This is a genomic window from Nonomuraea sp. NPDC050691 (assembly GCF_040654455.1).
Classification (GTDB): Bacteria; Actinomycetota; Actinomycetes; order Streptosporangiales; family Streptosporangiaceae; genus Nonomuraea.
The window spans coordinates 1-18,445 of sequence record NZ_JBFAIA010000160.1; the positions used below are offsets into that span (position 1 = coordinate 1).

An 18,445-nucleotide genomic window follows, 5' to 3' on the forward strand; every position below is an offset into this window, starting at 1 on the left:
GGCCGCCGCCGGGCGTGGGGCGGGTCGTCCCTGCCGGTCAGATGCTGATCCGGCCGGCTCCCGCGCCGCCGGTCACGATGGACTTGACGCTGGAGGCGGCGTCGAGCGGGTACGAGTACGGGATCCCGGCGACGCCGCCGCCCGCGTCGCCGCTGCCCGAGTTGACGAAGTGGTTGTTGCGGGCCACCAGGTTGGCGGCGGGCGAGCTGCCCTCACCGCGGTGGTAGGGGTCCTTGGTGTTCTCGAAGTAGTTGCCCTCGACGAGCACGCCCGCCTCCTTCGTGGAGGCCACGCCGTAGCTGGTGACGCCGCCGTAGTAGTTGTTGTAGACGTGCACCGGGTTGCCGAAGCGCACGCGCGGGTGCCGCTGGTTGGTGCCGTTGAACCAGTTGTGGTGGTACGTCACCCGCAGATGGCCGCGGTCCTCGGAGCCGTTGTCGTCGCTGTGGCCGAGCAGCATGGTCTTGTCGTGGCTGGAGAACTTGTTCCAGGAGACGGTGACGTAGTCGCTGGCGCGCTTGACGTCCACCGCCCCGTCGTAGCCGTTGCTGAAGGAGTTGTGGTCGATCCACACCCGGGTCGAGTACTGCACGTTGATGCCGTCGTCGTTCCAGTCGCGGAACGTGAGGTTGCGGATGATCACGTTGGAGGCGCTGGCGACGTTGAAGCCGCAGCCGGCGATCGTCGCCCCGGAGTTGCCGATGACGGTCTTGTTCGAGGTCACCTTGAGCATGCCGGAGCAGGAGATCGTCCCGGAGACCCGGATCACGGCGGCCGAGCCGGAGGACAGGGCCGTCTTGAGCGCGGAGGAGTTGTTCACGGTCGTCGCGGGCGTGCTGCCGCCGCCGGTGGTGCCGCCGCCCTGGCTCGCCCAGCCGACGGGCGAGGTCTCGGCGGCCGGTGTGGCGACGGGCGGCTCGTCCGCCTGCGGGACGGCGGAGGCGGGCGCCGCGAGCGCGGTGACGGCGGCCGCCGCGGCGGCCAGGCAGGCGATCAGGGGGCCCGTGGTCGGTGTCGGGGTGCGTCCTCGTGTGCCCATCGCTGTGCTCCTCTGGAGGAGATGACCTCGCGGTCACGGGAAAGCGGTTACCGTCACTGTAGGAAAGCGCTTTCCTCCGTCAAAGAGGGCGAGGGGCCGTCACCTGTCACGGCGGGCATAGGCCCTGGCCGGGGCCGCTCACGCTGAGCCGGCGGTCGAGAAACTTTCACGCGCGACCGCACCGGAGGCCGCCGCGGAGCCGTCCAGCTCCGGCGGCAGGGGCCGGGTGTGCACGACGTCCAGCCGGGAGACCGCGCGCGTCAGCGCCACGTACAGCCGGTTGAGCCCCCGCTCCTCCGCCTCGGCGATCGCGGCCGGTTCGGCCAGCACCACGTGGTCGTACTCCAGTCCCTTGACCAGCGAGACCGGGATCACGCTCAGCCGCCCGTCCACGTCGAGCCCGGCGTCCCACAGGGCGGCCTTCAGCCTCTCGGCGTCCGCGTCGGCGGCGATCACGCCGACCGACCCCTCCAGCTCCAGGGCCTCGCGCGCCGCGGCCGCCACCCCCCGCTCCAGCCCCGGGACCCGGGTGACGCGCAGCCGCCCGTCCGAGCGGTACGAGCGGGTCGCCGGGACCCCGGCGTCCAGGGCGGGCAGCAGCCGGTTGGCCAGCTCCACGACGGCCGCCGGCACCCGGTAACCCGTCGTCAGCTCCACCACCCGCGCCTCCGGCCTGCCCAGCGCCGCCATCAGCTCCGGCCACGACCGGGCCGCCCACGGCGTGGTGCCCTGCGCGAGGTCCCCGAGCACCGTGAGCGAGCCGTGCTCGGCCCGCCGCGCCACCGCCCTGCACTGCATGGGGGAGAGGTCCTGCGCCTCGTCCACGATGACGTGGCCGTATCCGCGCGGGCGCTCCAGCATCCCGGCGACCTCGTCGATCAGGACCAGGTCGGCCGCCGACCACGTCGCGCTCTTGTACGTGCGCGCGGGCCGCTCCCAGACGACGGCCGCCCACTCGGCCTCGCTCAACCCGCCCGTCCCGCCGCCGGCGCGGGTCCACCGGCCGGACAGCACCTCGTACACCACCTGCTCGGCCCGCACCGCCGGCCAGATCCCGTCCAGCCACGGCCCGAGGGCGCGGCCGGTGCGGCGCTCCCAGGCGGCGTTCGTGCTGAGGCCGCGCGCCTCGGCCTGGCGCCGCATCAGCGCCACCACCCGGGCCCGCACCCGCTCCCGCCCGATCCCGTACGGCAGGGCGTCCCGCCGCGTGTCGTCCACGATCCGGCGCAGCTCGTCCTCGTCCACCCGCCACCGGGAGGACCCCTCGGCCACCATCACCGGCTCGACCGGCTTCGTGATCCGCCCGTACAGGGCCCGGCGCAGCACTGCGGCCATCCGGGCGTCGTGCTTGACGGCCGCCGCGCGCCCGCCGTCCTCCGCCCGGGCCGGCGCCGAGGCGATGAGCCGGTCCAGGGTGGTCTGCTCGACGTCCACCTCGCCCAGCGCGGGAAGGACGGCCGCGATGTAGCCGAGGAAGGCGCGGTTGGGGCCGAGGACGAGGACGCCGCCGCGCTGGAGCCGCTGCCGGTGCGCGTACAGCAGGTAGGCCGCCCGGTGCAGGCCCACGGCGGTCTTGCCGGTGCCGGGCGCGCCCTGGACCGCGATCGAGTCGTCCAGGCCGGCCCGGACCAGGTCGTCCTGCTCGGGCTGGATCGTGGCGACGATGTCGCGCATCGGCCCGACGCGGGGCCGCTCGATCTCGGCCGCCAGCAGGCGGCTGCGGCGCTCCTCGCCGCGTCCCAGCCGCTCGTCCTCGTACGAGGTCAGCATGGTGCCCGCCCAGCCGAACCGGCGGCGCACCGCCACGCCCTGCGGGTCGCGCGCGCCCGCCCGGTAGAAGGAGCGGGCCACGGGCGCCCGCCAGTCGATCACGACCGGCGGCCCGCCGTGCTCGCCGGGGATGTGCCGCCGGCCGATGTAGTACGTGCGGCCGGCGTGCTCGGCGGACGCCGCAGCGCCCCCGGCCGGGCCGAAGGTGAGGCGGCCGAAGAACGGCGGGCCCTCCGGCTCCTCGCTCAGCTCCTTGGCCAGGCTCTTGAGGTGGCGGCCGAGCCGTTCGGCGCTGTAGCGGTCACCGGCGACGCTCTCGCCGACGATCACGTTGTCGCGCGCGGCGTCGAGCATGCGGCGCAGCCCCGCGCGGCACCGCTCGACGTGGCGCAGCTCCTCGGTCAGCCCGCCCAGGTCCTGTCCGTCCATGATCACCCTCCCGCAAAGCGTTAACTCGGTAAAGAGATTAACCAGGTTAACACTTTCTTGCTAGAGTGAACGCATGACAGGACTCAGGCAGCAGCACCGGCAGCGGATCCACGAGGCGATCTCCGAGGCGGCCATCGCGCTGTTCATGGAGCGGGGCTTCGACGAGGTGCCGGTCGCCGAGGTGGCGGCCGCGGCGCGGGTGTCCAAGCCCACGCTGTTCAAGTACTTCCCGACCAAGGAGGACCTCGTCCTGCACCGCATCGCCGACCACCAGGGCGAGGCCGCCCGCGTGGTGCGCGGGCGGGCGCCGGGGGAGAGCCCCCTCGGGGCGCTGCGCCGTCACTTCCTGGAGGGGCTGGCCCGCCACGAGCCGACGACCGGGCTGAACGACCACCCGCAGGTCGTGGCCTACTACCGGCTCGTCTTCTCGACGCCCGGGCTGGCGGCGCGGCTGTTCCAGTACATGGCCGCGGACGAGGCCGCCCTGGCGGACGCGCTCGCCGAGACCATGGACCGGCTGACGGCCGAGCTGCTGGCAGGGAAGGTGCTCTCCTCGCAGCGCGTGCTCGCCCGCCGCTCCTGGGAGGCGCTGGCCGCGGGACGCCCCATCGAGGAGGTCGAACGGGAAGCGGTGAGCGCGGCCGGGCACGCCTTCGCCCTACTCGGCGCCTGAGAGCGCGGTGGCGCCGAGCAGGGTCTCGTGCAGGTGCAGCCAGCTCAGGCGATCGGAGGGCCCGCGTTCGAACACGACCGTCGAGCGCCGGCCCTCGCCGTGCTGCCACTCCTCGTACGCGGCCACCACCAGGGCCCCGGAGGCGGCGACCACGGTGACGTGGCGGATCTCGATCCGCGCTCCGGGGACGCGCCCGTACACGGCCTCGACCTCCGCCAGGACCTCGGCGCGCGACAGCAGCCGCCCGTCCGGGGCCGCAAGGGTGAACCCGGGGGCGTGGGCGCCGGCGAAGGTCCCGAACGCCTCGCGCGGCGCCGTCCCCGCCAGCCAGCGCCCGATGACCTCGTGATGCCGCACCACCTCGGCCCGCACCGCGCCCTCCAGCGCCGCCTGCTCAGCCTGCACCTGCTCGGCCCGCACCGGGTCCGCCCCGTCCACGCCGTCCACGCCGTCCACGCCGGGCCGCGTCATCGGGCCGCCGCCCACGGCTGGGCGGCGAGCCACTCGCGCGGTGGCGTCACCCCGGCCGAGTCTCGCGACCCCTCGGCGTACAGGTCGCGGCCGTGCGCGGCGATCCAGCGGTAGGTGTCCGCGACCCCGGCCGCCGCCCCGGCGCCCAGCACCGCCGACAGCCCCGCCTCGAACGCCGCCACGTCCAGCTCCTCGTACCGAGCTCCCACGGCGGCGGCCAGCTCCACCCCCGTGACCGGCGGCCGTCCGGCCGTCACCGTCGCCCCCTCGGAGCCGTCGCCCAGCAGCGCGGCCGACGTGGCGGCGGCCAGGTCGGCGTGGCTCAGCCAGGACACCGGCACGTCACCGGGCAACGGGTAGCGCAGCACGCCCGCCTCCAGCACCCCCGGCGCCGCCAGGTTCTCCAGGTACAGCGGCGGGCTGAGCACCACCGACGGCACCCCGGACGCCAGCACCGCCGCGGCCGCCTCCCTTCGCGTGTCGAACGCCGCGACCCCCGTGGCCCGCCCCGGCAGCCGGTTGCCGGTGTTCAGCACCAGCCGCCGCACCCCCACCCCCGACGCCGCGTCCAGGATGTTGCGGACGTACGCCTCGACGGCCTCGGCCTCGAACACCAGCGGCAACGTCACCGACACGTGCGTCACCCCGGAGAACGCCTCCTCGACCCGCACCGCGTCGCCCAGGTCGGCCGCGAACGGCTCCACCCCCTCCGGCGCCGAGCCCGTGCGCGACAGCCCGCGCACCGCGTGCCCCTCGGCGGCCAGGCGCCGCGCCACGGCGCCGCCCTGCGCGCCCCCCGCTCCGATGACCAGAATTCTCATGTCGCCCAGCTTCCACTCTGTGACCGGTACGATCCATAAAGGCGGATCCGGTTGAGGTTAAGGATCGTCCGTGGACGGTGACCTGCTGAGCGAGCTGCTCGCCCCGCTGCGGCTGCGCGGCGTCTTCCACAGCCGCTGGTCGGTGCATGCCCCGTGGGGTGTGGCCGGGGAGCGGGAGAGCTGCGCCCTGATCCACTACGTGCAGGCCGGCGCGTGCGCGGTCGAGCTGCCCGGCCACGAGCCGGTTCGGCTGCGGGCCGGCGACCTCGCGGTGTTCCCGCACGGCAGCGCCCACCGGCTGGCCGACGAGCCCGGCCGGGCCACCGTGCCGCTGGAGAGCGTGCTGCCCGCGCGTTCGCCCGGCGCGGCCCGCACGCTGCGGATCGACGGGCCCGGCGCGGAGACGGTCATCCTGTGCGGCGGCCTGCACTACGACGCCGCGGCCGCCTCGCCGCTGTATCGGGCGCTCCCGGACGTGCTCGTGCTCGACCGGGCGACGCTGGCCGGGCAGCCGCTGCTCAGCGGCACCCTGGACGGCCTCGGCGGGGAGTGGGACCAGGACGAGCCCGGGCAGGCCCTCGTGGCGTTGCGCGCGTTCGAGCTGGTCTTCGTGCTGGCGCTGCGGGCCGCGCTCGGCGACGGGACGTCCGCCGGCCGCCCCGTGCTGCGGGCGCTGCGGCACCCGGCCGTCGGGGCGGCGCTGCTGGCCGTGCAGACCAGGTTCGGCGAGCCGTGGACGGTCGAGACGCTGGCCGCCGAGGCGGGCATGTCGCGCTCGGCGTTCGCGGCCACGTTCCGGCGGCTGGTGGGCGAGGCGCCGATGCGGCACCTCACGGCGCGCCGGATGCAGGAGGCGGCGCGGCTGCTGGAGGAGACCGCGCTGCCGCACGACGCCATCGCCCGGCGCGTCGGCTACGGGTCGGTGGTGGGCTTCCACCTGGCGTTCCGGCAGTGGTACGGCACCACGCCGGGCGGCCACCGCCGCCGCGCCCCCAACCAGCTCGTCTAGTCGTCGGCGGTGAGTCCCTCGGCGATCCTCCTCAGCTCGCGGCCGACGGCCTCGGCGCCGCCCAGGTCCTCGGCGTAGGCGGGGCTGAACATGATCCGCGCCCGCCGCCGCTCACTCATGGTGAGGTAGAGCGTGGGGGTGCCCTTCCCGCCGTCCTCGCCGACGTTCTCGACGACCGCGTAGCCGGTCCGGTCGCCGACCGTCACCTCTTCGCCCTCCCCTTCGGCGCGATGCCCCTGGACGCTGTCGTCCACCTCCTGGACGGCCTTGTTCTCGTACACGAAGATCTGGACGCAGTAGAAGCCCTTCTTGTCGCCGTCGTAGTTCCACGAGGTCGTGTAGGCGTCGCCGTAGTTCAGGGACCAGTGGGCCCACTGGAGACGTGGGGGCAGGTAGCCCACCTTGACGTGACCGAACGCCTTCCCGTCGCCCAGGTCCCCGAAGTCCGGGGGATCGGACCGCACGGGCGGGGAGTCGTCGATGGCGGGCGGGCTCGGCGTCTCGGAGGGGACGGGCATCGGCGCCGAGCCCGTCGCCGTCGTCACGTAGAGGGGGGCCGACACGGCGACGGCCAGCGCGCCGGTCAGGGCCGCGATCCGGCCCCGCATCCTCTTCCGCCGGGCGGACCGGACGACCCGTTCCGCCAGGTCGGGCGCGGCGTGCAGCCGCGCGGTCTCGTCCGCCATGATCCGATGGAGCCGGTCCTCAAGCGCGGGCATTGCCGATCACTCCTTCCACGGACGTCTCTCCGAGCGCCGTACGCAGCTTGCCCAGCGCCTTCGACGCCTGGCTCTTCACCGTGCCGACCGTGCAGCCGAGCACCTCAGCGGTCTGGGCCTCGCTGAGGTCCTCCCAGTAGCGCAGGACGACCACCGCGCGCTGCCGGGGAGGCAGGCCGCGTAACGCGTCCATGAGCACGTTGCGCAGGTCGGCGTCGGCCGAGCGGGCCGGTGCCTCCGGCAGGGTGCGCGTCGGGACGATGCGCAGGATCGCCCGGCGGCGGGCCCGGCTGATGGCGGCGTTGACGATGACGCGGCGCACGTAGGGTTCGGGGCTGTCGTGCCGCACCCGGTGCCAGTTCCGATAGGTGCGCTCCAGTGCGGTCTGCAGCAGGTCCTCCGCCTCCGCCTGATCCCCGCAGGCGAGATAGGCGACCCTGAGCAGGCTCGTGGCGCGTGCGGCCACGAAGGCGCTGAAGTCTTGGTCGGTGCCGCTCACGGCTGTCTGTCCAATTTCACGCCTCCTGATACGCCTCGGCCGCTCGAGGGGTTGCCTTGGTGTCGCGGGCAACCTTGTGCGGCGCTCGAGCGTATTGGGGGGCGTTGTTCGGCATGTCTGGAGGAAGCACATGAAGTTCGGGTCCGTACCGGTCCGTCCGCTGATCGCCCTGGCGGCGGTGGGCGCCACCGTTCTGCTGGGCGTGCCCAGTGCGGGGAAGGCGCCGGAGATGCGGCTCACGGGCGTCGCGTCGGCTCCCCCTGGAGGCGCGTACTGGCACACGCGGGAGCTGTGGAAGGAGACCAGTCCCCGGCGGCTCGGCAGCGGGTCGCATCGCTACTGGGTGGAGGAGCCGCTCGTGCTCGAACGCTGGTCCACGCCTGACGGCAGATCCTGGGTCGGATCCCGCAGGCCGGGGGCGTACCCCAAGAGCGCGGCGGACCGGGAGGCGTGGCGCCGCGACGGCTCGCCGACCAAGTGGACCCGCACGGCCGACGGCCGGCCTCTGTCGCTGTCCGCCCGGCCGAACAAGGGCAGTGTCGGGCCTGAACGGGGTGTCGGCGCGTTCGTGCTGGCGATGCAGCGGCTGACCTACGACGAGCTGCAGCGGCTGCCCGCGGACCCGGAGGGCCTGAAGTCCTGGCTCACGCGGGCCACGCGGGTCCAACCCGTCAAGGAGACGGCCGTGGACGGCTTCGTCACCGGGGCGCTGACGGACCTGCTCCACGAGTTCCCGGTGCCGAAGGAGGTCCGCGCCGCGGCCTACCGGGCGTTGCAGACCATGCCCGGCGTCCGCGTGAAGGGAACGGCGAAGGACAGCGTAGGCCGGACCGGCACGGTCCTGTCGATCGACCCTCCGGAGACCCCGCGTAAGGACGACATCGTGGTCAGGAGCAAATTCATCGTCGACACCGGCACGATGCTCATGCTGGCCGAGGACGTGAAGGCCACGATCGACGGCAAGCCGTTCCTGGAGAACACCGGCACCCGGACCATGCTCCAGGTCGGCTGGACCGACGCCGGGCCGGCCGTGCCCGCCCTGCCGTAGCGGCGAGTCACGCGGGACGGGGACGGGCCCTGGGCCGCCGGTCCGGTCGCGTTCCCGGCCCGTACCGGCCGCCCGCCCGGTCCTCAGACGTCAGGACAGCGGGCGCGGGGCCGGGAGGCGGAGGCGGTCGACGGCCTCGCGGCGGGTGCGCTCCGGGCGGCGGTCGTAGCGGGCCGTCGTGGCGGGCGAGGAGTGGCCGACGAGCGCCTGGGCCGTCGCGAGGTCCACGCCCGCGTCCAGCAGCTCGCCGATGAACGTGCGACGGAAGTCGTGCGCCGTGCGCCGTGACGCCCCCGCCTGGCCGAACCGGCGGGTCAGGATGTCGGCGATGCCCTGTCCCGTCAGCCCTGCCGGGCGGCCGTCGCGCGTGCGGACGCGGCCCGCCTTGCTGATCGGGCTGAACAGTGCCCCCGGCGCGCCGCCCCGCAGCGCCAGCCACCGCTCCACCAGCCCGATGGCGTCGGCCGTCAGGTACACCAGGCGTTCCTTGTCGCGCTTGCCGCGCACCCGCAGCGAGCGGCCGCCCGGGTCGTAGTCGGCCAGCGTGAGCCCGCCGACCTCGGCGCGGCGGCAGCCCGTCGAGTACAGCACCGCGATGAGCGCCGCGTCGCGCACCCCGGCGGGCGAGTCGTCGCAGGCGGCCAGGGCCGCGCCCACCACCTCCGGCGGCACGTGCTGGCCGGTGGGCAGGCGGCTCTGGCGTACCGGGGCGAGGTCGGAGGCGCGGGCGTAGTCCTCGGCGCTGGTCTGGCCGAGCCGCCACGACTCCTTCAGCACCCGGCGCAGGGCGACCAGGTGCTTGTTGACGTACGCCGCCGACCAGCCCTGGTCGGTCAGCATCGTGCGGATGCGGACCGTGTGCTCGTAGCGCAGCAGGTGCCACGGCTGGCCCGCGCCCGTGGCGCTCTCGTCGCCGGTGAGCAGCCGGGCGAGCCGGTCGAGGCAGCCGCGCATCGAGCGGCGGGACTCGGGGCTGGTGAGCGAGTCGAGGTAGACGTGGTACGGGTCGCGCGCCGGCTCGACGGGCGGGGCCCCGAGGTCGGGCACGGCTGGCAGGCTCACGCCGCCGATCTTAACCGTCCGGCGGCGAGCGCCTGCCGTGGTCGAGCTCGACGCCTGGCGGCGAGCGCCCGTCCTGATGAGCTCAACCTCCGGCGGTGAGGCGCTCGGCCTGGTCGAGCCCCACCTGGGTGGCCCGCCGCAGGTAGTCGGCGATGAGCTCCAGCTCGGCGTCCGTGTAGGAGCGCAGCACCTCCCCGTACGCCGTGCCCGGCGTCTCCCACGCCTGCCCGATCCGCTCGCTCATGCCCGGCGTCAGCGACACCAGCGACCGTCTGCGGTCCTCCGGGTCGGCCTCGCGCACCGCCAGGCCCGCCTTCTCCAGCCGGTCCACCAGGCGGGAGGCCGAGCCGGGCGTCAGGCCGGTGAGCCGCGCGATGTGGCCGGTGCTGACCGGCCCCTTCTCCAGGTTCAGCAGGGCCACGCACTGCAGGTCGGTGGGGTGGAGCCCGAGCCGGTCGGCCATGGCCTGGTTGAACAGCACGTACGCGGCGTAGTGCCGCTGGCTCTCCGCGATGATCCGCTCCAACAGCGCGTGCCGATTTGACATGACCTCTCCCAGCCCAAATCATGTGTGTCACGCAATATATGCGTCACGAACAAGTCTATAGAAGGAATCATGACCATTCTCGTCACCGGCGCGCGTGGCGCCGTCGCCCGCCACCTCACCGCGCTCCTGCGCGAGCGCGGCGCCGAGGTCCGCGAGGCCTCCGCCGCCCCCGCCCCCGGCCTGCCGGACCGCGTGGTGTGCGACCTGAACGACCCCGCCACGTTCGCGCCCGCCCTCAAGGGCGTCACCTCGGTCTTCCTGTACGCCAACGCCGCCCACGCCGACGCCTTCGCCCGGGAGGCCGCCGAGGCCGGGGTCGAGCACATCGTGCTGCTGTCCTCGGCCGCGGTGCTCAACCCCGACGCCGCCGACAACCCCCTGGCCGCCTCGCACCTGGACGCCGAGCGCGCCCTGCTCGCCGGCCCGGTCCGCGTCACGCTGCTGCGGCCCGGCTCGTTCTCCTCCAACGCGCTCGCCTGGTCCTGGGCGATCAAGGCCGGCGAGCCGGTCGCGCTGCCGTACCCGGACGCGCACAACGACCCCATCCACGCCGCCGACGTCGCCGCCGTCGCGCTCGCCGTGCTGACCTCGGGCGGAGAGCACGGCGAGGCCCACACGCTCACCGGGCCCCGCTCGGTCACCTTCGCCGAGCAGCTCGCTGTCCTGGGCGACGTCCTCGGGCGGCCCGTCGAGATCCGGCAGGTCAGCCGCGAGCAGTGGAAGGAGGACATGTCCGCGTACATGAACGCCGGCTTCGCCGACGCTCTGCTCGACTACTGGAGCTCCTGCGTCGACAAGCCCGTGGAGATCACCGACACGGTCGAGCGGCTGACCGGCCGGCCCGCCCGCGACTTCGAGACCTGGGCCCGCGAGCACGCCGCCGACTTCGCCCCCGCGAGCTGACGCCCGCCCCGCCGAGCCGATGTCAGCCGGCGCGGGCCGGCTCGTGCGGGAGTCGGCCGGCGCGCAGGCCGGCGACCCCCTCCAGGAGCCGGTCCACGTCCGAGCGGTCGTTGTAGTGGACCAGCCCCGCCCGCACCGCGCTCCCCGCGTCCCGGATGCCGAGCGCGCCGGTCAGCTCCCAGGCGTAGTTGTGGCCGTTCCACACGTTCACCCCACGCCCGGCCAGGTGCTCGGCCACCTGACGCGGCGTCAGGCCGACCACCGTGAAGTACGCCGTCGCCGTCCGCCGGGCCGCCTTGCCGTACAGGGTGACGTGCGGCATCGCCTCCAGCCCGGCCAGCAGCACCGCGAACAGCTCCAGCTCGTACGCCTCCGCGGCGCCCATCGAGGCGAGCAGCCGTTCGCGGCGCGAGCCCGTCCCCGGCACCATCGCGGCCAGATGGCCGACGGCGGCCGTCACCCCCGCCAGGTCGGCGAAGGCCGCCGTGCCCCGCTCGAACCGCTCCGGCACCGTGTCCGGCGACGAGGCGAGCTTGTCCGGCCGCAGCCGCTCCAGCAGCGCCGGGTCGGCCACCACCGCCCCGACGTGCGGCCCGGACCACTTGTAGGCGCTGGTCGCGTAGAAGTCGGCGCCCAGCGCCCGCATGTCGGCGGGGCCGTGCGCGGTCGCGTGCACCCCGTCCACGTACGTCAGCGCCCCCGCCGCGTGGGCCACCTCGCAGATCGCCGCCACGTCCGGGCGCGTGCCCAGTACGTTGCTCGCCGCGGTCACCGCCACGAGCCGCGTCCGTTCGCCGACGAGCTCCCGGTACTGCTCCACCGGCAGCTCGCCGGTCACCGGGTCCACCTCCGCCCACCGGACGGTCGCGCCGGTCTGGGTCCACGGGCGGACGTTGGCGTCGTGGTCGAGCCGCGAGAGCACCACCTCGTCCGCCGGCCCCCAGTCCTTGGCGAGGGTCATGGCGATCCGGTACGTCAGCGTCGTCATGTTGGGCCCGAGGATCACGCCCTCGGGCCGGCCGCCGACCAGGTCGGCCACGGCGGACCGGCACTCCGCCACGACGGCGTCGGAGCGGTGGCTGGCGGGGAAGGCGCCGCCGACGTTGCCGATGCCCGAGCGGTAGGCGCCGGCGATGGCGTCGATGACGGCCTGCGGGGTCTGGGTGCCGGCCGCGCCGTCGAGGTAGGCGTGGCCGTCGGACAGGGCGGGATAGGAGGCACGGACCTTTTCGTGCGGAAAGCGCATGAAAGGGTGATGCTCGTCGTCATGAATCCTCAATCGTCCACTTACGTCCCGAGTGGGGGCCGGGTGCGAAGCGCGTTCACGGGGGAAGGTAGACAGGAGGTCGGCCACCCGCCGCACCAGGGCCCGAGCGGCCTTCGGGGCGGCCCGCGCACCGGGCACGGTTGGGTAGCGTGGACGGTGGTGACCTGCCTGTAGCGAGGAGAGTTGTCGTGTCCCAAGCAGCAGAGGTTCTCGAACTGGACGACGGAGCCGCCGACTCTCCAGCGGTCGGCGCCGACTCCGTCAAGACGTATCTGTCGGCGATCGGGCGCGTGCCGCTGCTGTCCGCCGAGCAGGAGATCGACCTGGCCAAGCGCATCGAGGCGGGCCTGTTCGCCCGCGAGCGCCTCGACACCGAGCACGGGCTGCCCGCCGACCTGCGCGCCGACCTCGAACTGATAGCCGCCGACGGCGCCCGCGCCAAGCAGCGCATGCTGGAGGCCAACCTGCGGCTCGTGGTCTCCATCGCCAAGCGCTACACCGGGCGCGGCATGCTCTTCCTCGACCTCATCCAGGAGGGCAACCTCGGGCTCATCCGGACGATCGAGAAGTTCGACTACCGGCTGGGCTTCAAGTTCTCCACCTACGCCACCTGGTGGATCAAGCAGGCCATCACCCGTGCCATGGCCGACCAGGCCCGCACGATCCGCATCCCCGTCCACATGGTCGAGCTGATCAACAAGGTGGCCCGGGCACAGCGCCGCCTCCAGGCCGACCTGGGCCGCGAGCCCACGCCCGAGGAGATCGCCGCCGAGACCGACCTGCCCGCCGAACGGGTGGCCGAGGTCCAGGCGTACGGACGCGAGCCCATCTCCCTGCACACGCCGCTCGGCGAGGCGGGGGAGAGCGAGTTCGGCGACCTCATCGAGGACACCGAGGCGGTCTCGCCGGCCGACGCCGTGTCGTTCACGCTGCTGCAGCAGCAACTGCGCGACCTGCTCGACGAGCTGAGCGAGCGCGAGGCCGGCGTGATCTCGATGCGGTACGGCCTGGTCGACGGCAAGCCGATGACGCTGGACGAGATCGGCCGCGTCTACGGCGTCACCCGGGAACGGATCCGCCAGATCGAAGCCAAGACGATGTCGAAGCTCCGCCACCCGTCGCGGGCCCGCGCCCTGCGCGACTACCTCACCTGACCCGCCACCTCCAACGACCCGTCCCCCTGACCCGCCCCCGCGAGGCCGGCCAAGCGGTCACCAAGCGGGGGCCAAGAGTCCGGGCCCAGGCTGGGCGTCATCACCGATCGAGGAGATCAGATGGCACCCAACCTGCTCGGCATCCGCATCGCCCACCGCGCCATGCGCGGTGACACGCGCCGCCTGGCCGTGCTCATGAACGACATCGTCAACGGCAGGCAGGACGCCGGACCCGCCCGGCGGGAGGCGATCGGCACGTTCGTCACCCGGCTGTGCGCCGGGATCCACCATCACCACCGCGCCGAGGACGACGTCCTGTGGCCGGTCATCGTCCGGTCGGCCGGCGCCGAGGTGGACCTGAGCGACCTGACCGACGACCACACGCAGCTCGACCCGCTGCTGGACGAGGTCATCCGCGACGCCGGCGCGTTCCGCGACGACCCGCCGGCCGCGATCCGCCTGGCCAAGAACCTGGGCGCGCTCGCCGACCTGCTCGACGAGCACATCGAGGAGGAGGAGCGGCTGCTCTTCCCGGTCATCGCCGCCCACGTGTCCGAGGAGGACTGGCAGGAGGTCGAGAACGCCGTGCGCAAGGGCGGCGACATCGGCTTCGACCTGCCCAGGATCGGCCAGCACGCGCGGGCGGAGGAGCTGGCCGAGCTGCGCAGGCTGGCCGGCCCGGTGCTCGCGCTCATGCTCACCCTCACCCGCCGGGGGCACCGGCGCCGCCAGCGGCTCATCTTCGGGGCCGCCGCCTGAGCCGTGAGGACGGGCCGCCTCAGGCATCGGGACACAGGCGGCCTGAGGCGTCAGGACAGGCCGTCCAGCCGGTCGCGGGCCTGCCGCTCCCAGTGCGGCGCGCCGACCCGTCCGGCGACCTGGACGGCCAGCGCGTAGTGGTCGCGGGCGGTGCCCAGCCCCAGCAGCCCGGCCAGATCCCCCAGCGTGAGCGCGACCGGCCCCAGCGTGATGGAGCCGCTGTGCATCCCGCCCAGCTCGCCGTCCCAGGGCAGCAGGTTCCGGTAGCACCGCTCGGCCGCCTCCCGGTGCTCCAGCGTGACGGCGGTCTGGGCGTGCAGCGTCTCCCACAGCAGCCAGTAGTAGTCGCGCGGACGGGCGACCCCGGGCCGCCAGACCCGGCGGGCGGCGTCCAGGTCCCCGGACGCGGCCAGCGCCCCGGCGTACAGCTCCCGGGTGGCCTCGTTCCGCGTCCGTTCGGCGAGCAGGGCCAGCTCGGGAACGGACGCCCGCACGTCGCCGCGGGCCAGCCGCACCACGAACCTCCCGAGCACGCCCATGGCCTCCGCGTTGGCCGCGCCGCGCTCGGCCATCTGCCGGGCCAGGCCGTCGTACACGGCCTCGGCGGCGTCGAAGTCGCCTTCGACCAGTTTCCGCAGCCCTCCGAAGAGGGTGAGGATGGCCAGCGACAGGCCGAGCTGGCCGCTGGTCGACACCTCCACGCCCCGGTCGGCGTGCCGCGCGGCGGCCTCCAGGTCGTTGTGGCCGAGCGCGGCCATGAGCAGCGCGCCGTGCCCGAGCGTGAGATACCCGACGAGGCGGTGCGCGCGCCCCAGTTCCAGCAGCTCGGCGCCCACGGCCTCCAGCTCGGCGCGCCGCTCGGGGGCCAGCACCGCGAAGTAGCGGGCGTTGAGCGCCAGGCAGAGCAGGTCGGGGCGTCCCGACCGGCGGGCCACGGCCACCGCCTCCGCCCCGGCGGCGTCCACCCGCGCGTCGTCGTGCCCCTCCAGCGCGAACACCAGCGCCGCGAGCAGCCGGCAGCGCGCCTCGTCGCCGGGGCCGGTGGCCAGCTCGCGTTCCAGGGCGGCGACGAACTCCTCGTCGCAGCGGCCGTCCACCTGGATCGTCCAGATCACGGGCGCGTCGTACGAGGTCAGCGCCCTGTGGAGCGGACTCGGACCGTCTTCCGCGCCCCGGCGGGGAGCTGCCGTCTCCCCGGGTGACGTCACCTTTCCGGGATTCGTCGTCTCCCCGGGAGCCGTCGCCTTCCCGGAAGTCGTCCCGGCGGCGCGGCTGATCGCGTGGGCCGCCTCGACCGCGGCGGTCCTGGCGGCCAGGGCGCCGATCACGTCCCCGGCGTGCCCGAGCGCCGACACCAGCCCGCACAGCAGCTCCAGCCGCGCCTCGTCGCCGGTGGCGAACTCCAGCGCCGCCCGCCACAGGGCCGCCGCCTCCCGGTGCGCGTGCAGGCCCGACGCCTGAACGGCCGCCGCCCGGGCGTACCGGACCGCGTCCGGCGAGGCGGCCTCCAGCGCGTGATGGGCCAGGGCCGCCACGTCACCCGGCCGAACCCGCTCCAGGGCGGCGACCACCCGCCCGTGCAGCCGGGTGCGCCGGATCCGGGCCGTGTCCTCGTACAGCACCTCGCGCACCAGCACGTGCGCGAACCGCACCCGGCCCGGTCCCGGTTCGGTGAGCAGCCCGGTGATGACCCCGGCCTCCAGGCCGTCGAAGACGGTGTCCTCTTCGCCGTCGTGCAGCGCGATCAGCACCTCCACGTCCGCCTCCCGTCCCACGACGGCGGCGTTGCGCAGCACGGTCCGCGCGGTGGCGGGCAGCCGGGCGACGCGGCGCCGGATCAGGTCCCGCACGCCCGGCGGCAGCGCCCGCGCGGCGGCCGGTCCCTCCGAGGAGATCAGCCGGGCGATCTCGCACACGAACAACGGGTTGCCCTGCGTGCGCTCGGCGATGGCGCGCACGGCGGCCGGGTCGAGGTCGCGTTCGCTGTGGAGCCGCAGCAGGGCGGCGACCGCGGGCTCCTCCAGCCCGCCGAGGTCCACGTGGCGACCCGCCCCCGCGAGCGCGGCAAGCGTGGCGGCCAGGTCCTCGGTGACCTCCGCCGGCCGGTACGTGGCCACCACCAGGAGGTCGGCGGTGTCCGGCAGGTGCCGCAGCAGGTGCAGGGTCTCGCCGTCGGCGCGGTGCGCGTCGTCCAGCACCACCAGCAGGGGCGCGCACGCCGCGAGGTATTCGGCCACGGCGCGGGCGAGGCGGAACTGGTTCGGTATCGCGACGCCGTCCCGCAGCAGCGGCGCCAGCCCGGCCTCGTCACCGGGCGGGCGCACGGCGGCCAGGCCCCGGACGATCTCGCTCCACGCCCACGCGGGCGGCGCGTCCCCGTCGATCTCCGGGCAGCGCCCGAACGCCACCCGCCGGCCGCGGCCGGCGAGCTCCGCCGCGAACGCCTCAGCGAGGGTGCTCTTCCCGGCGCCCGGCTCGCCCGCCAGCCAGACCATCCGGCGCCCCGGGCGCTCCGCCTCCTCCCGCAGAGCCGCCAGCTCCCGCTCCCGCCCCACCAGCCCACGCTCACGCCCGCCCGCCCCGTACTCCTGGGGGGTCGCCTCGCGCTGCTGGCGGCCTTGCCCGCGCTCCCGGCCGCTTCCCTCGCGCCCCGGGCCGGTCGTCTCATGCCCGGTCCGTCGTGCCGCTTCATGCTCGTCTGCCGTCCCCGCGTGCGGAAGAAGCCGACCCGGCCCGTCGTCGTTCACCAGGGGCGCCCGCAGCGACGGCGACTGCCGCAGGATGTCCTGTTCCAGCGCGCGCAGCGCGGGGCCGGGATCGACACCCAGTTCCTCGGCAAGGTGCTCGCGGGCCCGCCGCAGCACCGCCAGCGCCTCGGCCTGGCTGCCCGACCGGTACAGCGCCAGGGCCAGCAGCCCCACGGCGTTCTCCCGCAGCGGATGGGCCTCGGCGTGCAGCCGTAACTCGGGCACCGCGTCGACGTGGCGGCCGAGCATGAGCGCGGCCTCGGCGCGGTACTCGGTCGCGATCAGCCGCAGCTCGGCCAGCCGCCCCGCCTCCGCGGACGCCCACCCGTCGGGGAACTCCCCGTACGCCGTCCCGGTCCACCACCGCAGCGCCTCGTCCAGCAGGCGGTGCGCGTCCGCCGCCGCGCCGCGTTTCAGGGCCGCGCCGGCCGCTTCCACCAGGCCGGGCAGCCGCCAGGCGTCCACCGCCCCTTCCGGCAGGCACAACCGGTAGCCGGGCAGGGTGCTCACGATCACCGTGGCCGGGGCGCGCGGCGGCCGGCCCGGCTCCAGCAGGCGGCGCAGGTTGGAGATGTAGACCTGGAGCGCGGCCAGCGCCTTGGGCGGCGGCTGCCCCTGCCACAGGTCCTCGATGAACCGGTCGGTGGACACCACCTGACCGCCCTCGGCCACCAGGCGCGCGAGCACCGCGCGCTGCCGCGCCGGCCCGAGATCGACGGGACGGCCGCCGAGGGTGATCTGGAGCGGTCCAAGGATGTGCAGCTGAAGCATGGCACCCGTTTCTGTCCCCGTCCCCACGTGCGAGCGTCATCCTCCCATGACGGGATAGGGGGCCATAGGCCTGTTTCTCACTGAAGAGGCGCTTGGCCGGTGGTTGGCGCGAACCCCTGGGAACCAGTCCAACCGGGGGCCAAGTGACGTCCCGCACCCTGGGCGCATCAGTCATCCACGGAACGGCACACGCCAAGGGGGCGGTAGCAATGACCCGGACACCGACCGGTCAGGACAGGCGGAGCGCGTGGCCGCGCGAGCTGGCCAGCCTGTTCGAACGCTCGATCACCTGTGAGTACGCCTCGCTCACCCGCGCCGGAGTGCCCGTCACCTGGCCCGTCGTCCCCTTCGTCGGCGACGGCGGCCGCACGCTCGACGTCACCACCGGCCTGACCTACCCCGCCAAGGCGGAGCGGGCCAGGCGCGACCCGCGCGTCGCGCTGCTGTTCTCCGACCCCACGGGCTGCGGCATCCCGGACGCGCCGGTCGCCCTCGTTCAGGGGCTGGCCGCCGTGCGCGACGCCGACCTGCAGGCCAACACCGACCGCTACCTGCGCGCGGCCGCCGCCAAGTTCCCGCGAGCCTTCACCACGACGTCGTGGCTGCTGATGCGGAGCAAGACCTGGTACTGGACGCGGGTGTGGATCGAGGTGACGCCCCTGCGCGTGCTGTGGTGGCCGGGCGGGCGGCTCGACGTGGCCCCGCGGGAGTGGCGGGCGGCGCCCGAGGTGACCGCGCCGCCCTCCGACCCCGCGCC

15 protein-coding genes and 2 pseudogenes are annotated in these 18,445 nt (G+C 74.5%); 7 read left to right on the forward strand and 10 right to left on the reverse strand.

From position 1 onward, the window contains the following. Positions 1–37: 37 nt before the first annotated feature. A complete protein-coding gene (locus AB0H81_RS35570; protein WP_358383821.1) occupies positions 38–1,039 on the reverse strand; it encodes a right-handed parallel beta-helix repeat-containing protein in 1,002 nt (333 codons plus the stop codon). Positions 1,040–1,177: 138 nt separating this feature from the next. Beyond that, positions 1,178–3,238, reverse strand: a complete 2,061-nt coding sequence (locus AB0H81_RS35575; RefSeq protein ID WP_358383823.1) for an ATP-binding domain-containing protein — start codon at positions 3,236–3,238, stop codon at positions 1,178–1,180. Positions 3,239–3,311: 73 nt separating this feature from the next. Here AB0H81_RS35575 and AB0H81_RS35580 point away from each other — a divergent pair, with 73 nt between their 5' ends. Continuing rightward, complete coding sequence (locus AB0H81_RS35580) at positions 3,312–3,911, forward strand: TetR family transcriptional regulator (protein WP_358383826.1); 600 nt, start codon at positions 3,312–3,314, stop codon at positions 3,909–3,911. On the opposite strand, the gene AB0H81_RS35585 is transcribed toward AB0H81_RS35580, so the two are convergent. After that, positions 3,897–4,382: a DUF4440 domain-containing protein gene (locus AB0H81_RS35585; protein WP_358383829.1), complete on the reverse strand. Its 486-nt coding sequence runs from the start codon at positions 4,380–4,382 to the stop codon at positions 3,897–3,899. The genes AB0H81_RS35580 and AB0H81_RS35585 overlap by 15 nt on opposite strands. Further along, positions 4,379–5,203: an NmrA family NAD(P)-binding protein gene (locus AB0H81_RS35590; protein WP_358383832.1), complete on the reverse strand. Its 825-nt coding sequence runs from the start codon at positions 5,201–5,203 to the stop codon at positions 4,379–4,381. Before AB0H81_RS35590 ends, AB0H81_RS35585 begins: the two co-directional genes overlap by 4 nt. A gap of 70 nt (positions 5,204–5,273) precedes the next feature. Here AB0H81_RS35590 and AB0H81_RS35595 point away from each other — a divergent pair, with 70 nt between their 5' ends. Then, positions 5,274–6,212: an AraC family transcriptional regulator gene (locus tag AB0H81_RS35595; protein ID WP_358383834.1), complete on the forward strand. Its 939-nt coding sequence runs from the start codon at positions 5,274–5,276 to the stop codon at positions 6,210–6,212. On the opposite strand, the gene AB0H81_RS35600 is transcribed toward AB0H81_RS35595, so the two are convergent. Both AB0H81_RS35600 and AB0H81_RS35605 read right to left on the reverse strand, forming a co-directional pair. Then, positions 6,209–6,931: a hypothetical protein gene (locus AB0H81_RS35600; protein WP_358383837.1), complete on the reverse strand. Its 723-nt coding sequence runs from the start codon at positions 6,929–6,931 to the stop codon at positions 6,209–6,211. The two genes, AB0H81_RS35595 and AB0H81_RS35600, sit on opposite strands and share 4 nt — an antisense overlap. Further along, entirely contained in the window at positions 6,918–7,430 is a 513-nt protein-coding gene (locus AB0H81_RS35605; protein WP_358383840.1) for a SigE family RNA polymerase sigma factor, read from the reverse strand. The genes AB0H81_RS35600 and AB0H81_RS35605 overlap by 14 nt, the downstream gene beginning before the upstream one ends. 130 nt (positions 7,431–7,560) lie before the next feature. Between AB0H81_RS35605 and AB0H81_RS35610 the strand changes: the two genes are divergently transcribed. After that, complete coding sequence (locus AB0H81_RS35610) at positions 7,561–8,478, forward strand: hypothetical protein (protein WP_358383843.1); 918 nt, start codon at positions 7,561–7,563, stop codon at positions 8,476–8,478. Positions 8,479–8,568: 90 nt separating this feature from the next. On the opposite strand, the gene AB0H81_RS35615 is transcribed toward AB0H81_RS35610, so the two are convergent. Next, a complete protein-coding gene (locus AB0H81_RS35615; RefSeq protein ID WP_358383845.1) occupies positions 8,569–9,540 on the reverse strand; it encodes a tyrosine-type recombinase/integrase in 972 nt (323 codons plus the stop codon). Between the two features lie 82 nt (positions 9,541–9,622). Then, complete coding sequence (locus AB0H81_RS35620; RefSeq protein WP_358383847.1) at positions 9,623–10,087, reverse strand: MarR family transcriptional regulator; 465 nt, start codon at positions 10,085–10,087, stop codon at positions 9,623–9,625. Positions 10,088–10,156: 69 nt separating this feature from the next. On the opposite strand from AB0H81_RS35620, the gene AB0H81_RS35625 reads away from it, so the two are divergent. After that, positions 10,157–10,990 (forward strand): NAD(P)H-binding protein, encoded by an 834-nt coding sequence (locus AB0H81_RS35625; RefSeq protein WP_358383850.1) that lies wholly within the window; start codon positions 10,157–10,159, stop codon positions 10,988–10,990. A 22-nt stretch (positions 10,991–11,012) separates the two neighbouring features. On the opposite strand, the gene AB0H81_RS35630 is transcribed toward AB0H81_RS35625, so the two are convergent. Then, on the reverse strand, positions 11,013–12,236 hold the full coding sequence (locus tag AB0H81_RS35630; protein WP_358383853.1) for a cysteine desulfurase-like protein: 1,224 nt from the start codon (positions 12,234–12,236) through the stop codon (positions 11,013–11,015). Between the two features lie 272 nt (positions 12,237–12,508). On the opposite strand from AB0H81_RS35630, the pseudogene AB0H81_RS35635 reads away from it, so the two are divergent. Beyond that, positions 12,509–13,411: pseudogene (locus tag AB0H81_RS35635) on the forward strand (RNA polymerase sigma factor); the annotation flags it as partial. Between the two features lie 120 nt (positions 13,412–13,531). Then, on the forward strand, positions 13,532–14,170 hold the full coding sequence (locus AB0H81_RS35640) for a hemerythrin domain-containing protein (RefSeq protein ID WP_358383856.1): 639 nt from the start codon (positions 13,532–13,534) through the stop codon (positions 14,168–14,170). 50 nt (positions 14,171–14,220) lie between these two features. Here AB0H81_RS35640 and AB0H81_RS35645 read toward each other — a convergent pair whose 3' ends face one another. Beyond that, positions 14,221–17,688 (reverse strand): BTAD domain-containing putative transcriptional regulator, encoded by a 3,468-nt coding sequence (locus AB0H81_RS35645; RefSeq protein ID WP_358383859.1) that lies wholly within the window; start codon positions 17,686–17,688, stop codon positions 14,221–14,223. 209 nt (positions 17,689–17,897) lie between these two features. Between AB0H81_RS35645 and AB0H81_RS35650 the strand changes: the two are divergent. After that, positions 17,898–18,445, forward strand: a pseudogene (locus AB0H81_RS35650) (hypothetical protein); the annotation flags it as partial.